We start from the raw sequence: 22,263 nt of genomic DNA, 5'->3' as shown, positions 1-22,263 counted from the left end.
ATAAGGAAAAATATGTATCAAAGTTTTTATAAAGCTAGTTTTGCTTATATTCTTTTACAAAGTGATAAAGATAAGCTTATTAATGTTGATTTTACTATATATAAGCCTGATTTTACCAAAGATAAACACCTTGTTTTAGAACAAGCCTTAGAAGAACTAGACCTTTATTTTAACAAAAAGCTTTTTACTTTTAACACTCCCTTAGCTCTTCAGGGAAGCAAATTTGAGCAAAAAGTATATAAAGCTTTGATAAAAATTCCTTATGGGCAAACTAAAACTTATCAAGAAATTGCTTCTTTTATCAATCATCCAAAGGCTTTTAGAGCAGTAGGTAATGCAAATTCTAAAAATAAACTTGCAATTTTTATACCTTGCCATAGAGTAGTAGCTAAAAATCACTTAGGTGGATACAATGGTGGTTTATTTATCAAAGAGGCTTTACTTAAATTAGAAGGCGCACTTTAAAATGCCAAGCTTATTGCTAGCAAGTTTTATTTGGGCTTTTTCTTTTCCATTAATTGGACATTTTATTACCTTAGAAATGGATAGTTTTTTTGCAGCATTTGCAAAAGTTTTTTTGTCTTTATTGGTATTTTTACCTTTTTTAAATTTTAAGCTAAATTTGCATTTAAAATTAAAACTCATAAGCATTGGAGCTTTACAACTTGGCGTGATGAATTTATTTTATTATCATTCTTTTTTATATTTAAGTGTAAGCGAAGTAGCGCTTTTTACGATTTTTACACCTTTTTACGTTGTGCTTTTTTATGGGCTTTTTTCAAAAAATCTTAGATATTTATATTTTATAAGTATTTTTATATGCATTATGGGTGCTTTTGTAGTTAAATTTGATAATATTAACTCTAATTTTTTATATGGATTTTTACTTATTCAAGGGGCTAATTTAGTATTTGGAGCTGGACAAAGTTTTTATAAAATTTTATTAGAAAAAAATACAAATTTAAGCCAAAAAGAAGCTTTTGCTTATTTTTATCTAGGCGCAACCAGTATAACCTTACCTGCATTTTTATTTTTTGGAGATTATAATAATTTACCATCCAATTTAAGTTCTTGGATAGCCTTGATTTATCTTGGGACTATTGCTTCAGGACTTGGATATTTTTTATGGAATAAAGGCTCTACTGAAGTAGATAGTGGAGTTTTAGCCTTGATGAATAATGCCATTATACCTATAAGTATTTTTATCAACATGAGTATTTTTGGAGTAGATGTAGAGTTGCTACCTTTTTGCATGGGGACTTTAATCATTCTTTTTTCATTTTTTATACATAAAAAAATCATGCATTATTATAATAAGAAATCTTACTCAAATACAAACCACTAGCAGGAGCTAAAAATCTACAATGAGCTTTTTTAGCATTAATTTGTTCTAAAAGCTCATTTTGGCTCATTTTTCCTTCTAATACTTTTAAAATACTTGCCATCATCATTCTAATTTGCGATCTTAAAAAACCATTTGCTTCAAAATAAAACACAGTGTAATTTTTATAAGCATAAACTCTAGTTTTATACATTTTTCTTATGCTTGTTTTATTATCAGAGCCTTCTTTTTGAAAAAGTTTAAAGTCATGCTCTCCTTCAAATAAAAATGCAATTTCATTGGCTAATTTAATATTTATTTTTGGATAAAAATACACATAAGAGGCTAAAAAAGGATTATATTTTTCATGACTTATAATGTAGCGATATGCTCTTTTTTGCACATCAAAACGCACCTGGAAATTTTCTTGCATTCTTTGAATATGCTTTATATGTATAAATGGGTGTGCAAAATGATTGATTTTATTTTTTAAATATACAAAATCTTTAAAATGCTCTCCCGCTTTTACACAAGCGACTGCATTAAATGCATGCACACCTTTATCAGTTCTTGAAGCAAATAAAGGCTTTTCATAAATACCCAAATGCGACAAGGCCTGCGCTAAGGTATCTTGGACACTAAGCTTATGTGGCTGGGTGGCTGAACCTTGAAATTTAGAACCATCATAAGAAAAAGTTAATTTTAAAAGCATTAATACTTACTTGCAATTTTTGCTTTAAAATAAAACAAAGAAGTAATTAAAAAGCTTGAAAAAATCACAGCAATAGCTACAAAAGGAGGATTATAAAAACTAATCAAAAGCGTAAAATAAGCAAAAATAATCACAAAAATTCCAAAATAAGCAAAACCTTTTTCATAACGATAAGTTACTATACCAAAAGAGAGTGCAAAAAGCACGCTAGCTAAAGGGAATAAAGCTATAAGAATATAAATAACAAATTCTTTTGCTTTTTCTTTATTGCTTGTTATATCAGACCAATACCCATAAAAACTTTGAGTATTTAATTCTTTAGAAGAAAGTTTGCTTTTAATTAATAAATTTTTAAAACTAGAAATATGCCAATCTTCTTCTTTAATCTCATAAGCTTTTCCCTCATCTAGCTTAAAAGTAATAACCCCATCATTTGTTTCTAACTTTCCTTCTTTGGCTAAAATCACTTGTTCTTTATCTTGTGGGTTTTTCTTTGGATGATACATTATGATATTTTTATAAGTTTCATCAGAATTTTTAGCATCGATAAAAACAAGCCATTCTCCATATCTTTGTCCAAATTCCCCTGTTTTTATACTTACTTTAGCGCTAATTTTTTTATAATCTACAAAATTATCAAAAAGTTCAAAAGATATAGGTATAAAAACCAAAACCACCAAAAGCATAAAAGCACTTACCAAAGCTGCAATTTTTGCAAAAAAACTTGCTATCATACTTGGAGCTATACTCAAAGCAAACAACACCGTGCTTTCATTTTCCCTAGAAAGTCTATAAAAGGCCAAAGTCAAAGCTATGAAAAAAGATATGGGTAAAGTAAAAATCAATATCTTTGGTAAAAGAAAAATATATAATTTGATTAATTCAAAAAAAGTAATTTCAATATAAGCAGTAATTTTAGCAAGTTGTATAAAAAATATAATCGAAACAATAATAAATAAAGTAAAAAATAAAGACAACATTGTGCTTAAAAACTGATTAAGCAAATACTTATAAACTAGTTTCATAATATACTTTCTACACTTAGATTAATCAAAATTCCGCAAAATAAAAAAGGAATCATAGGCATTTGATAATCTTTCTTGGCTATTTTTATAAACATCAAAAGACTTAAAAAACTTGCAATAAATAAAATCAAAAAGCCTTTTTCATAGCCAAAAATTCCAAAAATCAAAGCTATTATTATAACATCACCTTCCCCTAAACTTTCTAAAATTTCATCTCTTTTTTTAAAATTTTTAATAAAATTAATCACACTTTTTAGTATGAAAATTAACCCCGCCCCAAAACACACTCGAAATAAAAAGCTATCTTGAAAATCCTCTAAATTTAAACCATTTTGCAAAAAATCAAAACAAAAAGCTAAAATAAATAAAATCCAAAGCCAAAGCTCACTCACTGCTTTTAGATAATAATCCATCCAGGAAAGTGCTAATAATATAGCTAGCATACAAGCAAAAATTAAAATTTGAAAAACATCTTCGATTAAATAAAAAGCAAAGACAAACAAACACGCACAAAGAAATTCATTAAAAGGATAAATCAAAGAAATTCTTTCCTTACAAAAAGCACATTTGCCTTTTAAAAATACAAAAGATAACAAAGGAAAAAGATGATAAAATTTCAAAGTTTTAAGACACTTAGGACATTTTGATCTTGGACTTATTATGCTTTCTTTATTAATCGTTCTTAAAATCAAAACATTGACAAAAGAACCAACACAAAGTCCTAGTAATAAAAAGAAAAATATCATTTACCAAAGGTTCTTTTGCGTTTTTTAAACTCAGTAATAATATTTGCGATTTCCTTTTTAGTAAGTGCAGGAAATAAAGTTTGACTAAAATAAATTTCTGCATAACTTGATTGCCATAATAAAAAATTTGAAATTCTTTTAGCACTCCCTACTCTTAAAAACAAATCCACATCCTCGCTTAAGTCAAGATTTGCTTGTATATTTGCTTCGTTAATTTCAAGATTTTTTTCAATCACTTTTTTAACCGCTCTAACTATTTCATCCTTACCTCCGTAAGAAATAGCTAAATTAACGCATAATTTTGTGTAGTTTTTAGTTTGTTCTTGAAAATTTTGTATTTTTTTTAAGGTTAATTCATCTAAAAGACTTAAATTTCCTATGGCTTTAAAACGCACTTCATTGGCTACAAATTTATTTAAAGACTCATCAAGATATTTATTTAATAGTTTAAAAAGAAACTCCACTTCTTCTTTTGGTCTTTGCCAATTTTCTGTACTAAAAGCATAAAGGGTTAGATTTTGAATTTTTTCATCTATACATACTTCTATGATTTTTTCAACAACTTTAGCACCTTGACTATAGCCAATTTTTTCTAAAAGTCCATTTTTTCTAGCCCATCTTCTATTGCCATCCATTACTACAGCAAGATGTTTTAACTCATTCATTCTATCCCTTTATATCCATCAATCTTTTAAAAACAAACATAGGATTAAGCGTATTAACTACTTCAAATTTAAAATACTCGTTTAAAAAATGTGCTACTTTGGCAAAAGGTGTTTGTATGCGTGTGATTTTACCATTATCAATTATAATTTTTAAAGCACCAAAAATTTCAAAATACAAATACACTTCTAAAATATTTCCACTTTTCTTAGCTTCAAACAAAGCCCTATTGCCCTCATAAACAAAAGGTATATGATAAATTCCTTCAAAAAATGCAAAAAACATTTCCTTATAAATTTCAAACTCATACGCACTTTTGCTTTCCATAAGCCTTTGAATAATGAATTTTTTATACCAAGCTTTTTCATCACCTTCTTGCAAAAGCTTTTCTATAAGTTCGGTTCCTTCTTCAAAAAGTCTAATTTTAGGCTTTTTCAAAAGATTTTTAAAAGAAATTACACCTTTGTCTTCATAAACTTCAGCTAAATATTCCTCCCCTACTTCAAGCTCTATCATACTTTTTGTTTCAAGCTTTTTAGTGTTTAAAAGCAATACGTAGCGATTATATGCGCGTTTTTCTAAAATTTGCATTCTTACAGGTAAGGTAGAATTGATAATATTCACCAAAGTTTCCTTAATTCTTGTGCTAAAACAAAGCCAAGTTTTTCTTTGCTTTGTTTAGAACTTTGAGAGATGCCATCTTTAGTGATAAAACAAATGCTATTTTCATCACTTCCAAAGTTCATTTGCTCATTTAAGACATTTAAACACACCATATCTAAATTTTTACTAACTAAAGATTTTTTAGCATTTTCTAAAGCATTTTGCGCGTCAAATTCCATCTTAAAGCCTATTTTTTTGCCTTTAAAATCTAAATTTTTTAAGATGTCTTCATTCAGCTTTAATTTTAAATCAAGTCCGTTTAAATACTCATCTTTCTTAATCTTACCCTTGTAAGCTTTTAGAATAAAATCACTCACAGCAGCAGCCATAATTAAAGCATCAAAATCTTTGTATTTTTGCAATTTTTCTTTTAGTTCTAAAGAAGATTTAAATTTTTCTAATTTATAAGGTGTTTTAAACTCTACTGAGCTAACTAGCACCACCTTAGCACCTAAAAAATATAAAGCATCAGCAACCGCCTTTGCCATTTTTCCACTTGAAAAATTACTAATACATCTTACATCATCAATTTTTTCTTTAGTCCCACCACCGCTTACAATAAAACTTTTATCTTTAAAAAAATCTTCTTGCATTAAGCTTCTTTTTAAAGCATTTATAATGCTATCAAGCTCAGCCAAAGCCCCCAAACCCTCATCTTTACAAGCTAGAGTTTTAACTATAGGATCAATGATAATATAGCCTTGTTCTTTTAAATTTTTTAAAGAATTTTGAGTACTAAAATGCAAATACATGTTTGTATTTGCAGCGGGTGCGATTAAAAATGGTTTATTTTTATCTACTGCTATTAAAGTTTGAATAAATAAATTATCTGCTATACCATAGTTTAATTTATTAATAGAATTTATACTAGCAGGCGCAAAAAGCACACAATCACAAGTCTTGCTAAAGGCTATATGATTATTAGTATTTTGCCAACTTTCATTATCTTCACATAAAATTTCATCCGCTAAAGCTTCAAAGCTAAGCTTAGTGCCAAATTTTAAAACTCCCAAGCTTAGCAAAACTTTAACCCTAAAACCTTCTTTTTTTAATAAAGAAATAAGCTCATAAGCTTTATAAAAGGCTATGCTTCCACTTACTGCTAGTAAGATTGTTTTCATTTTTTACCTAGTTTTTTATAGTAAAAATCTTCTATGATTTGCACTTTTGCCCTATTAATATGTAAAGAACCTTTTTCTACATCCTTACACACAGTGCTTCCTGCTGCGATGATTACCTCATCTTTTATCTCAACCGGAGCGATAAATTGTGTATCTGAACCTACAAAAACATTTTTACCTATTTTAGTTTTATGCTTTTTAACCCCATCATAATTACAAGTGATAGTACCACAACCTATGTTAGTACCCTCATCTATCTCACAATCTCCTAAATAACTCAAATGCCCTGCTTTAACTCCATTCAATAAAGCATTTTTACATTCTACGAAATTTCCTATATGGGTATTTTTAAGCTGACATTTTGGACGCAAATGCGCCAAAGGCCCTACATCGCTATTTTCCACTATACTATCTTCAATCACACTTGAACTTTTAATGATAGAATTAATGATTTTTGATTTTCCTTCTATACGCACATTTTCATATACTTCACACTCACCTACAAACTCAACCTCATCTGAAATAAAAGTCGTCGCAGGCATGTGAAAAATCACTCCTTGCTTCATCCATTCTTTTTTAATCGCTTCTTGCATAAGATCTTGAGCTAGGCAAAGCTCAATTTTATCATTTACCCCCATAAAATCTTGCTCATTTACAAACACCGCATCGATTTCATAGCCCTTTTCTTTTGCTAAATAAACCGCATCGGTTAAATAATACTCTTTAGCTTTATTATCATTTTTTATCAAAGGTAATACTTCTTTTAAAATTTGTGCTTTTATAGCATAAACACCGCTATTGCAGGTGTTTATATCAAGTTCTTCTTTGCTTGCATCTTTTGTTTCTACTATTTTTTGAATTTTATTTTCTTTTAATACTATTCTTCCATAACTTTTTGGATCTTTTGCCTCAAAAACTGCCACATTAAAATCACTCTCATTTAAAGCTATTTTTTCTAAATCATCTGCTTTAACCAAAGGCATATCGCCACATAAAATCAAAACTTTTTCATGCTTACTCTCATAACCCCTTAAAGCCCCTGCAGTACCTGGAAAATTTTGCAAGTCTTGCTCTAAAAAGCGTGTATTTGGAAAATGCTCTAAAACAACTTGTTCAACCTTTTCTTTTTGATGAGAAAGCACCACACATACATCATCACTAATTTTATATGCTTGTTTTAAAATATGTAAAATCATTGCTTTTGAGCAAATTTTTTGAAGCACTTTTGGATTTTGTGATTTCATACGCGTGCCAAGTCCAGCAGCCAAAATAAGCACAGAAATTTTCATAATTTACCTTTGTTTTAAAAATTATTGCTTATTTTAACAAGCTAAAGTAAAAATTATTATTTTTTATAAAATCATTTTTATTCTTTTAAGAGTAAAATTGCTAAAATAATGCTTTTAATTTTAACCAAGGAAATATTTTGAGGGTTTTACTAGCTTTATTTTTATCAAGCTTGGCTCTTTTAGGCGCTGAAGCAACCATACCAACTGTAAATTTAAGTCTTAGTGCTCCAAATAGCCCACAACAACTCGTAACAACCCTAAATATAGTCATAGTTTTAACCATACTAGCTCTTGCTCCTACCATTGTTTTTGTAATGACTTCATTTTTAAGACTTGTTGTAGTATTTTCTTTTTTAAGAACAGCCCTTGGTACTCAAACTATGCCACCAAATACTATTTTGGTTACCTTAGCTTTGATTTTAACTTTTTTCATTATGGAGCCTGTGGCTACAAAATCATACAACGAAGGTATAAAACCCTATATCGCTGAACAAATAGGTTATGAAGAAGCTTTTGCTAAAGGTGTTAAGCCTTTTAAAGATTTTATGCTAAAAAACACTAGGGAAAAAGACTTAGCGCTTTTTTATAGGATTAGAAATTTAGAAAATCCAAAAACCATAGATGATGTGCCTTTAACAGTTTTAGTGCCAGCCTTTATGATAAGCGAGCTTAAAACTGCTTTTGAAATAGGCTTTTTACTTTTCTTGCCATTTTTGGTTATTGATATGGTAGTAAGCTCGGTATTAATGGCTATGGGTATGATGATGCTGCCTCCTGTTATGATTTCTATGCCTTTTAAACTTTTGATATTTGTGCTTGTGGATGGATGGAATTTACTCATACAAAATTTAGTCAAAAGCTTTTTAACCTAGCAGAATAAAATGTATATTTTTTCTTCCTTATTTAGTATATTTTGTTTGCTTTTTGGTGGATATTTTGCTAAAAAAATCAAAATTTTAAAACAAAAACAAGCGCGTGCTTTTTTAGATTTTGCTATTATTTTTGCCTTGCCTTGCTTGATTTTTGAGCGTGCTTATCATTTAAATTTTGATTTTTCTTTAATTGTTATTATATTGCTTGGGTTGGGCTGTGCTATTTTTTCAGCATTATGTTGTGTATTTTTAGCTCTTTGCTTTAAATTTAGCAAAAGCACTCTTGTAAGTATTTTTTTACTTTCTAGCTTTGGAAATACTTTATTTGTAGGTATACCTATCATTAGTGGAATTTATCAAGATTCTCATTTTTTAGGCGAGATTATCCTTTATGATGCACTTGCTACTTCTTTGCCAGTGGCACTGCTTGCTCCCTTTATCATATCTTTAGCTAGTGAGCAAAAAGTAAGCTTTTTACAAAATCTTAAAAAAGTTTTTACTTTTCCACCTTTTGTTGCTTTGATTTTAGGACTTTGTTTTAAGTTTACCACACTTCCTGATTTTATCTTTGAACCTTTGCGTATGCTTGGAGCTAGTGCCACACCTATAGCGCTTTTTGCCATAGGTTTAAATTTAGGCTTTTTAAGTATAAAAACTTCTTATAAAGCAACTATAATAGTCATTTTTGGTAAAATGATACTCACACCTTTAATCTTTTTAGTGCTTTTAAAGCTTTTAAATTTCAAATTAAATCCTAGCTCTATCATCGCCTTACTTGAATCAGCTATGCCTACTATGACAATGGTTGCAGCTATGATTATGAAAGCAAAACTTGATACGAATTTAGCGGTTAGTTCTGTGGCTTTTGGTATAGTTTTTGCCTTTATTTCTTTACCTATTTGGGTATATTTTCTAAGCTAAGGATATAAATGGCATTTGCTATTTTTGGAAAATATCTTTATGATGATCTTGCTTTTACTCTTAAAGCTCACACTCAAAAAGAAAGTAAAAAAGCTTTTAAAATCATAGAAAAATACAAAAATCAATATTATTTTTTAGGTTATATTCAATATGAATTTTATAAATATCTAGAAGATAAAAATTATAAAAGTAAAGAGCCTTTTTTATATTTTTTTGCTTTTAAATCAAAAAAAATCTTTACAAACGAAGAAAAAAATTTAGACTTTTATCCAAGTTTTTCATCCAATTTAAACCAAGAAAAGTATTTTGAAAACTTTGACAAAGTTAAAGATACTATAGCTAAAGGCCAAAGTTATCAAGTTAATCTCACTCAAGAATTACACTTACAATCAAATCTTAATATGTATGAGAGTTTTTTAAGCCTTTATCCTAAGCAAAATACCCCTTATAAAGCTTATATGAAAAATGAATTTTTAGAACTAGCTTCATTTTCACCTGAGCTTTTTTTTAAAATCAAAAATAAAAAAATCATCACAAAACCCATGAAAGGCACAATCAAACGCTCAAATAATCCAAAAGAAGATGAAAATCTAAAAAACTTTTTAAAATGCGATGAAAAAACCATTAGCGAAAATGTAATGATAGTTGATTTATTACGCAATGATATTTCAAAACTCATCAAAAAACATTCTTTAAAATGCGAACTTTTTAAGGTTAAAACCTATCCTACCTTACACCAACTCATTTCAAAAATAAGCGGAAAATTAAAGCAAAAAAATGATTATTTTAAAATTTTCAAAGCCCTTTTTCCATGTGGATCCATCACAGGTGCGCCCAAAATAGAAACCATTAAACTCATAGAAAATTTAGAGCAAAGAAAACGCGGAATTTATTGTGGAGCTATAGGCTTAATCCATAAAAACAAAGCAAAATTTAGCGTAGCTATACGCACTTTAGAGAAAAAAAATAATAATGATTTTTTAAGATATGGTGTGGGAAGTGGGCTTGTGTGGGACTCACAAAAACAAGATGAATTTGAAGAATTAAAACTAAAAAGCAAAATTTTAGAACCTAACTTTTACTTGTTTGAAACAATGTATTATAAAAATCATTCTATTTTATTTTTCAAAGAACATTTACAAAGAATTTTAAGCTCAGCTAATTTTTTTGGCTTTGATACTCAAATATTAATGCATGATTTTAAAAATATACTAGATAGCAAAGATAAAAAATTCCATTGTAAATCTTTACAAAATTTTAATAATTTTGTTTTCAACCATCATCATTTTTTTACAAAAAGTAATTTTACTCAAAAAGGTTCAAAAGCTATTAAATTAAAACTTTTTAAAAATGGCCTTTATGAGTTTGATTTTAGCAATATACAAGAAAATTCAAGCAAAAAACTACTCATAAGTAAAGATATCGTAAAAGTAAATCTTTTAACACACCATAAAACTTCTCTGCGTAGTTTATATGAAGCAAATTCTCATCTATGGAAAGAAAACATTTGCTATGATATAGTTTTTTTTGATGAAAAAGGCATGCTTTGCGAGGGTTCAAGAACTAACATTATCATAAATTTAAATGATGAGTATTTTACTCCTTATGCTAAAAACTGCCTCAATGGTATTTATAGACAAGCACTCTTAAAACATAAGCTCATCAAAGAAAAAGATATCACTAAAGATGAGCTTTTAAATGCTAAAGAAATTTATACTATAAATTCTTTAAGAGGCTTAAAAAGGGTGTTTTTGTGAAAGTTTTGATTATAGATAATTATGATTCTTTTACCTATACCATAGCCTTTTATTTAAAAGAATTAAATATTACTTATAAAATCATCAAAAACGATAAATTTAAAAACCCAAAAAAGCTTAAAAAATATGATTTTACCCATCTTTTAATCTCCCCTGGACCAAATTCTCCAAAAGAATCAAAGTTAAGCTTAAAAGCTGTAAAATATTTTAAAAAAGGTAAAAAAATTCTTGGAATTTGTCTAGGACACCAATGCATAGCACATGTTTTTGGTGGTAAAATTTCTAAACTTCCAAATCCAACTCATGGTAAGGTAAAAACTATAAAATTTAAACCAAACCCACTTTTTAAAAATCTTGAACAAAATTTTAAAATTTGTTTATATCACTCTCTTTATGTTAGCCATATAGGTAAAAAATGTGAAATTTTAGCCCAAAGTGAAGATAATATCATCATGGCTTTAAAACATAAAAAATACGACATTTATGGAGTTCAATTTCATCCTGAAGCCATACTAAGTCAAAATGGCAAAAAGCTACTTAAAAATTTTCTTGCTTTATCATTACTTTAAGTTATATTTTCTATAATAAAACAAAAAGTTTAAAAATGAAAATTTTATATTTACTTTTCTTGCCCTTATTTTTGCTAGCTAATAATCTTAAAGAATTTATAGATTTAAGTTTAAACAATGAAAATTACTTACAAAAGCAACTCCAATTTTCAAAAAGTATTTTAGAACAAGAAAGCGTGCAAAATGCTTATTTGCCAAGTTTACATTTAGGTGTTTCTTATCTTGGCTCAAACAAAGATCGCTTTATCATAGAACCCCAAGAAAGTCTAATGAGTACTCTTTCGCTTAAATTTTTACTTTTTGATGGGGGTAATAGAGAAGCAAAAATCGCTAGCATGCAAAGTCTAAAACAACTTGCTCATCTTGAAAAAGAAAACACGGCAAATTATATGGCACTTAGTGCTAGTGTTTTGTATTTTAATTATCTTAGTTTAGAAAGTATTATAGCAAGTGATAAACAAAAAGAAATTACTCTGCAAAATCAACTCAAGCGCTTAGAAAATTTTTACCAAGCTGGACTTGCTAGCCAAAGTGAGCTTGAGAGCATAAGAGCAAAATTTGAGTTAAGCTCTTATGAATTGGCTCAAAATGAATTAAAACTATATGAATTAAAAAATGAAATTTATAATCTTAGCAAAACGCATTTTACGCCTTCTTTTCAAAATATTTTACAAGAACCAAGTGCAGAAAAAAACAAAAGCTATGAAATAGCCCTTATGCAAGAAAAATTAAATTTAGAAAATTTAAAAATAGACTCTGCTAGAGCTGAGTTGTTTCCAAAAATATTTTTACAAAATAGTTTTAGTTTTTATGATATGAACTACAATCCTAAATTACCGCATGAGCTAAAATCAACAAGCGAAAGCTTTTTAAAAGAACATGGGCAAAGCAATCGTTTTATTTTAGCTTTTGAGTGGAAAATTTTTGATTTTGGCGCTAATCAAAAAGCCTTAGAAGCTCAAAAATATACAAGTAAAATCACTCAATTAGAGCTTGAAAAAACTAAAAGAAAAGTAAATATAGAACTAGATAATCTTTTACAAGAAATTGAAATTTCTAAAGTTAAAATAAAAGCATTAAATGCAAGTTTCAAAGCAGCTAACTTAGCTTTTGAGGCTATTGAGAAAAAATACACCGCAGGACTTTGCTCATATGTAGAATACCTAAATGCATTAGAATTAAAATACAAAAGTCAAAGTCAGCTTGAACTAGCCAAAAATGAATATGAAATTACAAAAGCAAGGTATTATTTTACAGCTGGAATTGATATAAAAACAAAGGTTTTAGAATGAAACTGGTATTTCTAACTTTATTTTCTCTACTCGCTTTAAAAGCTGAAGAAATTTATGCTAGTTTTGATGTGCTTGCACAAAATCAATCAAAATTATCCTTGCAAAGTGCTGGTATAGTTAAAGCAATTTATGTGAATGTTAATGATAAGGTAAAAAAAGATCAAGTTTTACTTAAACTTGAAGATTCTAGCGAGCAAATAGCCTTAAAATTAGCACAAAATGAATACAAACTTGCCACTCTTGCACTAGAACATGCTAAAAGTTCTTTAGAAAAATTTAAAAAGGTACAAGAAGTTATAGATAAGCAAAGTTATGAAAATGTTTTATTTGAGTTTCAAAAAGCACAAAGCTTGCAACAAAAAGCCTTTTTAAATATACAACATTACAAAGACTTAATCGATAAAAAAACCCTAAAAGCACCTTATGATGGGATTATTTCTAACAAATATATTGACATAGGCGATGGAGCTAGGGGAATTTCTCATGTTTTATTTGATTTTTTTTCTTATCCAAAAGTAAAATTGCTTTTAAGTTTTGATGAAAAATTTAAAGATAAGGTAAAAATTGATGATATTTTTATTTATAAAATAGACTCAAATGAAAAAGAATATCAAGGCAAAATCACACTTATTTATCCAAGTATAGACATAAAAACACGAAAAATTTATGCAGAAGTTGAGGCCTTAAACTTTACTCCAGGTTCTTTTGGAGAAGGAAAAATCATCACCAAGGATTAATCTTGTATCGTTTTGCTATTAATAATCCTATTGCTGTTTTGATGTTTTTTATCGCTTTGGTGATTTTTGGTACTTTTTCTATTTTTAGTATGCCCATTAATCTTTATCCAAAAGTAGATATTCCTTTGATTAAAATCACAACAACCGCCAATGGGGATTTAAAATTCATAGAATCTAAAATAACCAAAGAAATAGAAAATGCAATTTCAGATGTACAAGGGATAAAAAATATCAATTCTACAAGTTATAATAATTTTTCTATTTCTGTTGTTGAATTTGAATTAGGCAAAAACTTAGAAGTAGCTGCAAATGATATTAGAGATAAACTTAATACTATTAATCTTCCAGCAAAGCCAACTTTAGAAAAAATATCCCCTGATGCAGGATCTGTTATATCATTATTTTTAAGCTCCAAAGATCATTTAAAACTTATGCGTAAGATTGACAATGATATAAAACCATTTTTACAAAAAATTTCAGGAGTTGGAACGATCAATGATATAGCCTTTTTAAAACCACAAGTTCAAATCAAACTCCTGCCTAATGCCTTACAAAAATACCACATTAATGCACTTGATGTAGCTAAAATCATCCAAAGCCATAATTTTAAACAATATCTAGGTGAGTTTGAAAATTCAAAAGATAATTTCACTATCAAAGGATATTTTGAAGCACAAAATTTAAAAGAGTTAGAAAATATACGCATTTTTAGTGGAATATTTTTAAAAGATATAGCAAATATTAGCTATGGTTTAGAAGATCAAAAGCAGTTTGCAATGCTTGATACAAAAGATGGGGTATTACTTGAGCTTAATAAAATTTCTGGTTACAACTCCTTAAAAGTTATAGAAAATATCAAAAATTCCTTAAAAACACTACAAACAATAGTAGGCAATGAGGTAGAAATTAAAATAGTTTATGATAAAAGCCAAAACATCTTAAAACATATCAATCAAGTTATTTTTGATATGGTTTTTGGTGTGATTTTAACACTTTTAATAGTGTATGTATTTTTAAGAAATATCAGCGCGACTATTTTAGCTTTTATTGTTTTGCCAACTTCAATTATTTCTAGTTTTTTTCTCATTAATCTTTTAGGTTATGATATTAATCGCTTAACCATCATAGCTCTTACTTTAAGTATAGGAATTTTTATAGATGATGCTATAGTCATCATTGAAAGTATAGCCAAAAAAGCAAAAACACTTCCTCCTTTACAAGCTTCATTTGAAGGGATCAAAGAAATAGGCTTTAGCGTCTTAAGCATTAGTGCGGTTTTATTGTGTGTATTTATACCTATTGCTTATATGAATTCAGTTCCTGGTTTATTTTTTAATGTATTAGCTACTAGCGTTGCTTCTGGTGTGATTATAAGCTATCTTGTAAGTGTATTTTTAATACCTACCTTAAGTGCTAGATTTTTAAATACTAGCGAAAGTACATTTTATAAAAAAAGTGAATTTTTATTTATAAAACTTGACTTATTTTATGAAAAGCTACTTTATAAAGTTTTAGCTAATAAAATTAAATTTATCCTATCAACGCTTGTTGTAATTATTTTATGTTTTTCTTTAGCTCCTAAAATAGGCTTGGATTTTCTACCTATAGAAGAAGATAGTGAAATACAAGTTTTATTAGAAAGCAAAAACGACTTATCTTTAGAAGCTATGAAAGAAAAAAGTTTAAAAGTATATGAAAATATAAAGCAAGATCCAAGTGTTGCTTATGCATATTTACTTATAGGATATAATGACGCAAAAGAAATTAAAAAAGCAAAAATTTATGTAAAATTAAAACCTTTAAATGAAAGAAAATTCAGACAACCTAAGCTTATTAGCCTTTTTCAAGAAAAATTAAACTCCTATGAAGACTTAAAGATAAAAGTTTTAGAACTCCCTAAAATAGAAGGAGCAGGCATTGAAGATCCGGTTCAAATTCAAATTTTAGGTGATGATTTAAAGTTAATAAAAGAAGCTATTGATAGAATGAAAGAAGTGTTTTCAAAACATGAAGGTTTTGTTGCTATAGATGATAATGAAGGGGATTTAAAAGAAGAAATTGCTATTAATATCAATAGAGAAAAAGCTGCCAAACTTGGTATTAACCCTCAAGAACTTGCTTATGTCTTGGCTTATTCCTTTGGAAATTTAAGCGTTGGAAATATGGATTATAAAAATTTTAAAGATGAAATTATCCTTAGCTTTGATGAAGCTTTTAAGCAAAATCCAACTAGTTTAGAGCTAATAGAACTTAAAAATCATAACAATGAAAGTATAAAACTTGCTAGTATTGCTAGCTTTTCTTATAAAAAAGATCTTTCTTTGATTAACAGACACAATAAAACTACTAGTATAAAACTCACTTCAAGCATAGAAAACATTTCTTTGGGTGAAGTAAGAAAAATTTTTGAGTCCAATTTAGCTTATATTTTAGGAAAAAACAACCTATCTTTTGCTTATTCTGGCTTTTTGGATTTTTTAGATGATACCATTAGTGGATTTTTGTTTTCTATATCTTTGGGAATGATTTTGATTTATTTAATCCTTGCTTCTTTGTATTCAAGTCTAATACTTCCTTTAATCATCATGATAAGCATGCCTTTGGCTTTTGGTGGAGCTTGTTTTGGAATTTTTATCACAGGAAATCACTTTTCTTTATTTGTACTTGTAGCTATTATTTTGCTTTTTGGAATGGTAGGAAAAAATGCTATATTATTAGTAGATGTAGCTAATAAAAAATGCGATGAAGGTATGGAAGTAGAAAAAGCGCTAATTTATGCAGGAAAAAGTCGTTTAAGGGCTATTTTAATGACAACTTTTGCAATGATTTTTTCCATGCTTCCACTAGCACTTTCAAGGGGTTCTGGTTTTGAAGGAAATTCTCCTATGGCCATTGCTATTATATTTGGTCTTATTAGCTCAACCTTGCTTACACTTTTAGTAGTGCCAGCTTTATTTAAATTTGCTCATAATTTAGATGTGAAAATTAAAAAAATCTACCAAAGAGAGAAAATTTAATTAAAAACTCTCATACTCTTTAGCTATAAAAACTTCATCATCTTTTACAATCAATGGGCGTTTTATGAGCGTTGGACTTTCTAAAATCATTGCTTTAATTTCATCTTGGCTTAAATTTTGAAGTTTTTCTTTACTTAAGCCTAATTTTCTAGCACTCATACCCGCTGTATTTACAAGCTCCAAAACATTTCTTTTACTAAGCCAAAAATCTAAAGTTTCTTCATCTAGTTTTTTAATATCTAAAAATTCAAATTCAATTTTCTTAGAATTTAAATAATCCATAGCCTTTTTAACACTATTACAATTTTTAATACCATAAAATTTTAACATTTTCTTGCCTTTTTAACTAAGTCTGCTATGATAAATGCTAATTCTAAAGCTTGGTCAGCATTTAATCTTGGATCACATTGTGTTTCATAGCGTTTAGAAAGTTCTTCTTGAGTGATATTTAAAGAACCTCCTACACATTCTGTTACATTTTGCCCTGTCATTTCCAAATGTACCCCACCAGGATATACTCCCTCACTCATAGCTATTTCAAAAAACGCACGCACTTCTTGGATGATTTTATCAAATTCTCTTGTTTTAAAATTGCCCGATTTAACCGTATTTGCATGCATAGGATCTATGCTATAAAGTATATTAAATCCTTCTTGTTTTAACTCTTTAAATAATTTTGGCAAGGCATTTTCTATCTTATCACATCCCATACGGATGATGAAATTTAATCTTCCTGCTTCATTATGCGGATTTAAAATACTTACTAGCTTTTTAATATCATCTAAACCATAATTAGCACTAAGTTTAACACCAAGTGGATTTTTCACCCCACTTAAAAAATGCACATGTGCTTCATCTGCCTTTCTAGTACGCTCACCTATCCAAAGCATATGCGCTGAACAATCATAAATTTCCCCGCTTAAACTATCTACCCTAGTTAAAGCTTCTTCATAAGGCAAAAGCAAGGCTTCATGAGAAGTATAAAAGGCTGTTTGAGAAAGATTTGGAGTATCAGTGATACCACAAGCTTGCATAAAAGCTAAAGCTTGAGTGATTTTTTCACTAAGTTCATCATATTTTCTCCCAAGTTCTGCCTTTTTTAAAAAACCCAAATTCCACTTATGCACTACTCTTAAATCCGCTAAACCACCTCTTGAAAAAGCTCTTAATAAATTTAAAGTTGTAGCACTTTGATAATACGCTTCTAGCATTCTTTTAGGATCAGCTATTCTTGATTTTTCATTAAATTCAAAACCATTAATAATATCCCCGCGATAACTTGGAAGCTTTACTCCTTCAATTTCTTCAAAATCACTACTTCTTGGCTTTGCAAATTGTCCTGCAACGCGTCCTACTTTAACTATAGGGCAAGATCCTGCGAAAGTAAGCACTATAGCCATTTGAAGCATAACTTTGAACATATCTCTTATATTATCAGCGCCAAAATTTACAAAACTCTCCGCACAATCTCCTCCTTGGAGTAAAAATGCTTGTGAATTTACAACCTTAGCAAGGGATTTTTTTAATTTATCCACCTCACCTGCAAAAACAAGCGGTGGTAATTTTTCTAATTTTTTAACAACATCTTGTAATTCATTTTCATCAGGATATTGTGGCTGTTGCTGAATTTTATAATTTTTCCAAGAATCTTTAGTCCATTTCATAGCTTAACTTCCTAATTTTAGTAAGCTAAAATTATACAAAATGAGGCTTAAATTAAGATTTTAAAACACTTTCAACGCGTTCAAGACTATCTTGCTTATACAAAGTTAAGCGCACTATAGAATCTTCTAGCGCTAAAAGATTATGAACCTCATGAGCTTTTAAACTTATACTATCTAGTGTTTTAAGTAGAATTTTTTGGTTTAAAACTCCAAAATCGATAGAGCCTTTTAATACTTGTATGGTAATATCAAAAGGTGCTTTATGATCTTTCATAAAGCTATCTTTTGACATAGTTATGCAGATTTCTTTAGCATAAGCATTTTCTATTTTCTTAGATATATTAATGCCGTTTTGAATTTCTTGTTCCCAAGAAATTGCTTCATACATTTGAGTTCTAAATTTCACTTTTATTTTTTAAGTTCTTTAATACGAGCAGCCTTACCTCTTCTATCTCTTAGGTAGAATAATCTAGCACGGCGCACACGACCTCTTCTTAACACTGTAATACTTTCTAAACTTTCACTATAAATAGGGAAAATTCTTTCAACGCCTACATTATTAGCGCCGATTTTACGTACGATGAAAGTTTCATCTACACCATTTCCTCTACGTGCTATACAAATACCTTCAAAATTTTGAATTCTTGTTTTATCGCCCTCTTTAATGCGAATAGCAAGTCTTAAAGTATCTCCAGCACGAAATTCTGGAACATTTTTACCTTCAATTTGTTTTTGCTCAAATTGCTCAATGTATTTATTTTTCATAACGATATTCCTTAAAATTTGCGTTCATGCTTTTGATACAAATCAGGACGAAAATATTTCGTTTTGCAAGACGCCAAAGTAGTTTTTAAAGCTGTGATTTTAGCGTGATTTCCCTTTAAAAACTCTGAAGGCACATAAAATTTTTTATTTTCCTTTTCAAAAATAAAAGGTTTAGAAAACGATGGGGCTTCTAATAAGTCATTTTCAAAACTTTCTTCACTTAAGCTTTCACTATTTCCAAGAACATCTTGAATATTTCTGCTAATAGCATCACACATCACCAAAGACGCTAACTCTCCACCTGTAAGTATAAAATCACCTATAGAAAATACCTCATTAGCAAATTCTTCCACAATACGCTCATCCAAACCCTCATATCTACTGCTTACAAAGCAAATATGATCTTTCTTGCTTAATCTTTTAGCATCAGTTTGTTTAAAAGTCTTAGCACAAGGTAAAAGAAAAACAAAATGAACATTTTTATCTTGCTTTTTAATATACATTAAGCAATCATACAAAGGCTGAGCTTGTAGCAAAAGCCCTGCGCCTCCTCCTATTTTATAATCATCTACTTTAAAGTGCTTGTTTGTGGTAAAATTTCTAGGATTAACAAAAGCAAATTCTAATATCCCTTTTTCTTTTGCTCTTGCTAAAATAGAAGTTTGAAAATAAGGTTCAATAAGCTCTGGGAATAAACTTACAAAAGTATATTTCATGAATTTTCTAAAATATCCAAAGCAGATTGTGTGAATATCTTTTTATTTTCTACATCAACTTTTTGAATATATTTATCAACATAAGGAATATAAAAGTTTTTAACCTTTTTTTGTAGTTTTTCATCGCATTTTATACAAAATAAAAATCCTGCTCCATTTTCTAAAATGTCTTCAACTACACCTAGTTTTTGCTCATTTTCAATAACATCACATCCAATTATGTCAAAATAAAAATACTCATCTTTTTTTAATTTACAAGTTTCTTTTGTGGCTTCAATAGTTTGAAAAAGAGTAATATTAGTTAAGGTTTTAGCAGTCTCAACACTCTCAAATCCTTCAAATAAAACTAAAGATCTAGTTTTATCAAAAGCCTTTATGGTGTAAATTTTTTGATTAATATCAAAAAATTTAGCACCTATTTTAAACTGCTCATAAAAATCACTAAGATTATGTAATTTTACATAACCTTTTAAACCAACACTTTTCCCAAGCTTAGCAACTTGGACTAAATCATTCTTCAATGGCTTTTACCGTTATACGATATGAAGTTGCATCTTTAACTTTGTAAGCCATAATGACTGTTTTTATTGCGTTGATTAATTTTCCATTTTTTCCGATCAACTTACCAGTATCAGATGGATCGACATAAATGATAATTTCAGCAAAATTATTTTCTAAATTTTGTCTTTGTATATCAACTTTTTCAGGAAAATCAACAATTAATTTTGCGTATTCTCTTAAAAAATTTTCAACCATTTTTATTTGCTTGTAATAGCTGCTACTCTATCGCTTAATTTAGCACCTACGCTTTTCCAATAAGCTAAACGCTCAGCATCAAATTTTACCACTTCAGGTTCAACCATAGGATTGTAATATCCAATGCTTTCTATCCAACTACCATCGCGTCTTTTTCTACTATCAGTTACAACTATACGATAAAATGGTCTTTTTTTACGTCCCATTTTTGTAAGTCTGATTACTGTCATTTTAATACTCCTAAAAAAATTAAAATTTTGTTATAGATATTTTAACTCATATATCCATAAAAAAGCTTTAATTATTGCGGTCTTTTAGCTTGCTGCAACATATTCATAAAGTTTTCCATTCCTTTTTTGTTTGAAAATTTCTTTGCCAACTTAGCTGCATTACTAAATTGTTTTAAAAAGCGATTTACTTCCATTTGAGATAAACCAGCACCCTCTGCAATACGACGCTTTCTTGCGTTATTTAACAAATCAGGATTTTCTCTTTCTTTTGGCGTCATTGATGAAATCATTGCCTTAATATGAATAATTTCTTTAGAATTATCCAAGTCAATATCTTTAATATTTGCTGCCATAGATGATAAACCAGGTATCATACCAATGATTGATTTCATACTACCAAGCTTTTTAACACTTTCCATTTGATTTAAAAAGTCATTAAAATTAAATTCACCTTTTTTAATTTTCTTATTAAGTTTTTTTGCTTCTTTTTCATCAATAATCGCTGCAGTTTTTTCAGCCAAAGTCGCTAAATCACCCTCGCCCATGATACGATTAACAATTCTATCTGGGATAAATACTTCTAAATCAGCTACTTTCTCACCAACACCAATAAATCTCAAAGGTACACCAATTTGTTTTGCTATGCCTAGCGCAACACCACCTTTAGTATCTGCATCAAATTTACTTAAAATAACCCCTGTAATTTCTAAAGCCTCATTAAAACTACTTGCTGTTTTAACTCCATCTTGACCACTCATAGCATCAGCTACATAAAACACTTCATCAGGATTTAAAATAGCTTTTACTTCTTTAAGCTCATTCATCAAAGCTGTATCGATCGCCAAACGACCAGCAGTATCTACAAGTAAAACATCATACATAGAATTTTTTGCTTTTTCTAAAGCTTGTTTAGCTACATTTAAAGGATTACTTTCATTTTCTATAAAAAATAAATCAAGCTCATTAGCTTGAGTGAGTTGTCTTAGCTGTTCTACTGCAGCTAATCTTTGCAAATCACATGCAGCAATTAGTACTTTTTTATTTCTTAGTTTTAAGTAATTAGCAATTTTTACCGTAGTAGTAGTTTTACCACCACCTTGTAAACCACACATCAAAACAACCGTAGGCGGCTTACTAGCAAATACAAAACCTTGATTTTTACCTTTAACACTAAGAATTTCTTCTAAATTTTTCTTAATTGAATCTAAAAATTGTTTTTGACCTATACCATTAGTTTTTACATCATTTTCTACTAAAGTAAGTAATTCTTTAGTAACCTTATGATGTACATCTGCTTTTAAAAGGGCTTTTTTTAAAGTGTCAAGAGCATTTTTTAAAGCTTTTTCATCATCAACAAAACGAAGTTTATTAACCGCGGATTTAAATGACTCACTAACTATTTCAAACACTTTATTTTCCCTTTATTA

The 22,263-nt window shown here is 28.8% G+C and carries 25 protein-coding genes; 9 read left to right on the top strand and 16 right to left on the bottom strand.

Features of this window, described 5'->3' with window-relative positions:
• The first annotated feature begins 12 nt into the window (after positions 1–12).
• Both CAMP18497_RS02505 and CAMP18497_RS02500 read left to right on the top strand, forming a co-directional pair.
• On the top strand, positions 13–465 hold the full coding sequence (locus tag CAMP18497_RS02505) for a methylated-DNA--[protein]-cysteine S-methyltransferase (RefSeq protein ID WP_337212374.1): 453 nt from the start codon (positions 13–15) through the stop codon (positions 463–465).
• Position 466: 1 nt separating this feature from the next.
• Entirely contained in the window at positions 467–1,345 is an 879-nt protein-coding gene (locus CAMP18497_RS02500) for an EamA family transporter (RefSeq protein ID WP_337212373.1), read from the top strand.
• Here the strand turns inward: CAMP18497_RS02500 and truA are convergent.
• Genes truA through glmU form a run of 7 tightly spaced genes read right to left on the bottom strand, consistent with a single transcriptional unit; the run spans position 1,299 to position 7,540 of the window.
• Positions 1,299–2,033 carry a tRNA pseudouridine(38-40) synthase TruA gene (gene truA, locus CAMP18497_RS02495; protein ID WP_337212372.1) on the bottom strand — a complete coding sequence of 245 codons (735 nt, stop codon included), beginning with the start codon at positions 2,031–2,033 and terminating at the stop codon, positions 1,299–1,301. The genes CAMP18497_RS02500 and truA overlap by 47 nt on opposite strands.
• On the bottom strand, positions 2,033–3,058 hold the full coding sequence (locus tag CAMP18497_RS02490) for an LptF/LptG family permease (RefSeq protein WP_337212371.1): 1,026 nt from the start codon (positions 3,056–3,058) through the stop codon (positions 2,033–2,035). The genes truA and CAMP18497_RS02490 overlap by 1 nt, the downstream gene beginning before the upstream one ends.
• Positions 3,055–3,804, bottom strand: coding sequence for a prepilin peptidase (locus tag CAMP18497_RS02485; RefSeq protein WP_337212370.1), 750 nt, complete (start codon positions 3,802–3,804; stop codon positions 3,055–3,057). The genes CAMP18497_RS02490 and CAMP18497_RS02485 overlap by 4 nt, the downstream gene beginning before the upstream one ends.
• Positions 3,801–4,469, bottom strand: coding sequence for a polyprenyl diphosphate synthase (uppS, locus tag CAMP18497_RS02480; protein ID WP_263674584.1), 669 nt, complete (start codon positions 4,467–4,469; stop codon positions 3,801–3,803). The genes CAMP18497_RS02485 and uppS overlap by 4 nt, the downstream gene beginning before the upstream one ends.
• 1 nt (position 4,470) lies before the next feature.
• On the bottom strand, positions 4,471–5,091 hold the full coding sequence (locus tag CAMP18497_RS02475) for a hypothetical protein (RefSeq protein ID WP_337212369.1): 621 nt from the start codon (positions 5,089–5,091) through the stop codon (positions 4,471–4,473).
• Positions 5,088–6,251 (bottom strand): bifunctional phosphopantothenoylcysteine decarboxylase/phosphopantothenate--cysteine ligase CoaBC, encoded by a 1,164-nt coding sequence (gene coaBC / locus CAMP18497_RS02470; RefSeq protein ID WP_337212368.1) that lies wholly within the window; start codon positions 6,249–6,251, stop codon positions 5,088–5,090. Before coaBC ends, CAMP18497_RS02475 begins: the two co-directional genes overlap by 4 nt.
• Positions 6,248–7,540, bottom strand: a complete 1,293-nt coding sequence (glmU, locus tag CAMP18497_RS02465; RefSeq protein WP_337212367.1) for a bifunctional UDP-N-acetylglucosamine diphosphorylase/glucosamine-1-phosphate N-acetyltransferase GlmU — start codon at positions 7,538–7,540, stop codon at positions 6,248–6,250. The genes coaBC and glmU overlap by 4 nt, the downstream gene beginning before the upstream one ends.
• A gap of 137 nt (positions 7,541–7,677) precedes the next feature.
• Here glmU and fliP point away from each other — a divergent pair, with 137 nt between their 5' ends.
• Genes fliP through CAMP18497_RS02430 form a run of 7 tightly spaced genes read left to right on the top strand, consistent with a single transcriptional unit; the run spans position 7,678 to position 16,705 of the window.
• Positions 7,678–8,412 (top strand): flagellar type III secretion system pore protein FliP, encoded by a 735-nt coding sequence (fliP, locus tag CAMP18497_RS02460; RefSeq protein WP_012661688.1) that lies wholly within the window; start codon positions 7,678–7,680, stop codon positions 8,410–8,412.
• Positions 8,413–8,421: 9 nt separating this feature from the next.
• Positions 8,422–9,333, top strand: coding sequence for an AEC family transporter (locus CAMP18497_RS02455; RefSeq protein ID WP_337212366.1), 912 nt, complete (start codon positions 8,422–8,424; stop codon positions 9,331–9,333).
• Positions 9,334–9,341: 8 nt separating this feature from the next.
• The gene (locus CAMP18497_RS02450; RefSeq protein ID WP_337212365.1) at positions 9,342–11,090 is read left to right on the top strand and encodes a bifunctional anthranilate synthase component I family protein/class IV aminotransferase; all 1,749 of its coding nucleotides are present in this window, start codon (positions 9,342–9,344) and stop codon (positions 11,088–11,090) included.
• Positions 11,087–11,659, top strand: a complete 573-nt coding sequence (locus CAMP18497_RS02445; protein ID WP_337212364.1) for an anthranilate synthase component II — start codon at positions 11,087–11,089, stop codon at positions 11,657–11,659. Before CAMP18497_RS02450 ends, CAMP18497_RS02445 begins: the two co-directional genes overlap by 4 nt.
• Before the next feature lie 35 nt (positions 11,660–11,694).
• Complete coding sequence (locus tag CAMP18497_RS02440) at positions 11,695–12,951, top strand: TolC family protein (protein WP_337212363.1); 1,257 nt, start codon at positions 11,695–11,697, stop codon at positions 12,949–12,951.
• Entirely contained in the window at positions 12,948–13,688 is a 741-nt protein-coding gene (locus CAMP18497_RS02435) for an efflux RND transporter periplasmic adaptor subunit (protein ID WP_337212362.1), read from the top strand. Before CAMP18497_RS02440 ends, CAMP18497_RS02435 begins: the two co-directional genes overlap by 4 nt.
• Positions 13,689–13,690: 2 nt before the next feature.
• Positions 13,691–16,705, top strand: a complete 3,015-nt coding sequence (locus CAMP18497_RS02430) for an efflux RND transporter permease subunit (protein ID WP_337212361.1) — start codon at positions 13,691–13,693, stop codon at positions 16,703–16,705.
• Here the strand turns inward: CAMP18497_RS02430 and CAMP18497_RS02425 are convergent, their stop codons facing one another.
• The 9 genes from CAMP18497_RS02425 to ffh form a co-directional block, all read right to left on the bottom strand.
• Positions 16,706–17,035 (bottom strand): Spx/MgsR family RNA polymerase-binding regulatory protein, encoded by a 330-nt coding sequence (locus CAMP18497_RS02425; protein ID WP_337212360.1) that lies wholly within the window; start codon positions 17,033–17,035, stop codon positions 16,706–16,708.
• The gene (locus CAMP18497_RS02420) at positions 17,029–18,369 is read right to left on the bottom strand and encodes a class II 3-deoxy-7-phosphoheptulonate synthase (protein WP_337212359.1); all 1,341 of its coding nucleotides are present in this window, start codon (positions 18,367–18,369) and stop codon (positions 17,029–17,031) included. Before CAMP18497_RS02420 ends, CAMP18497_RS02425 begins: the two co-directional genes overlap by 7 nt.
• A 52-nt stretch (positions 18,370–18,421) precedes the next feature.
• Complete coding sequence (locus CAMP18497_RS02415) at positions 18,422–18,775, bottom strand: cupin domain-containing protein (RefSeq protein WP_337212358.1); 354 nt, start codon at positions 18,773–18,775, stop codon at positions 18,422–18,424.
• Between the two features lie 2 nt (positions 18,776–18,777).
• Positions 18,778–19,134, bottom strand: coding sequence for a 50S ribosomal protein L19 (rplS, locus tag CAMP18497_RS02410; protein ID WP_012661698.1), 357 nt, complete (start codon positions 19,132–19,134; stop codon positions 18,778–18,780).
• Between the two features lie 11 nt (positions 19,135–19,145).
• Positions 19,146–19,850 (bottom strand): tRNA (guanosine(37)-N1)-methyltransferase TrmD, encoded by a 705-nt coding sequence (trmD, locus tag CAMP18497_RS02405; protein ID WP_337212357.1) that lies wholly within the window; start codon positions 19,848–19,850, stop codon positions 19,146–19,148.
• Entirely contained in the window at positions 19,847–20,371 is a 525-nt protein-coding gene (gene rimM, locus CAMP18497_RS02400) for a ribosome maturation factor RimM (protein ID WP_337212356.1), read from the bottom strand. The genes trmD and rimM overlap by 4 nt, the downstream gene beginning before the upstream one ends.
• On the bottom strand, positions 20,361–20,606 hold the full coding sequence (locus CAMP18497_RS02395; protein WP_012661701.1) for a KH domain-containing protein: 246 nt from the start codon (positions 20,604–20,606) through the stop codon (positions 20,361–20,363). The genes rimM and CAMP18497_RS02395 overlap by 11 nt, the downstream gene beginning before the upstream one ends.
• Before the next feature lie 2 nt (positions 20,607–20,608).
• Positions 20,609–20,836, bottom strand: coding sequence for a 30S ribosomal protein S16 (rpsP, locus tag CAMP18497_RS02390; RefSeq protein ID WP_012661702.1), 228 nt, complete (start codon positions 20,834–20,836; stop codon positions 20,609–20,611).
• A 71-nt stretch (positions 20,837–20,907) separates the two neighbouring features.
• Positions 20,908–22,245, bottom strand: a complete 1,338-nt coding sequence (gene ffh, locus CAMP18497_RS02385; RefSeq protein WP_039618594.1) for a signal recognition particle protein — start codon at positions 22,243–22,245, stop codon at positions 20,908–20,910.
• Positions 22,246–22,263: the final 18 nt, after the last annotated feature.

Source organism: Campylobacter sp. W0066.1, assembly GCF_024723635.1.
Taxonomy (GTDB): Bacteria; Campylobacterota; Campylobacteria; order Campylobacterales; family Campylobacteraceae; genus Campylobacter_D; species Campylobacter_D lari_C.
The sequence above is the reverse complement of the archived record's forward strand: the minus strand, read 5'-3'. Positions and strand labels throughout refer to the sequence as shown.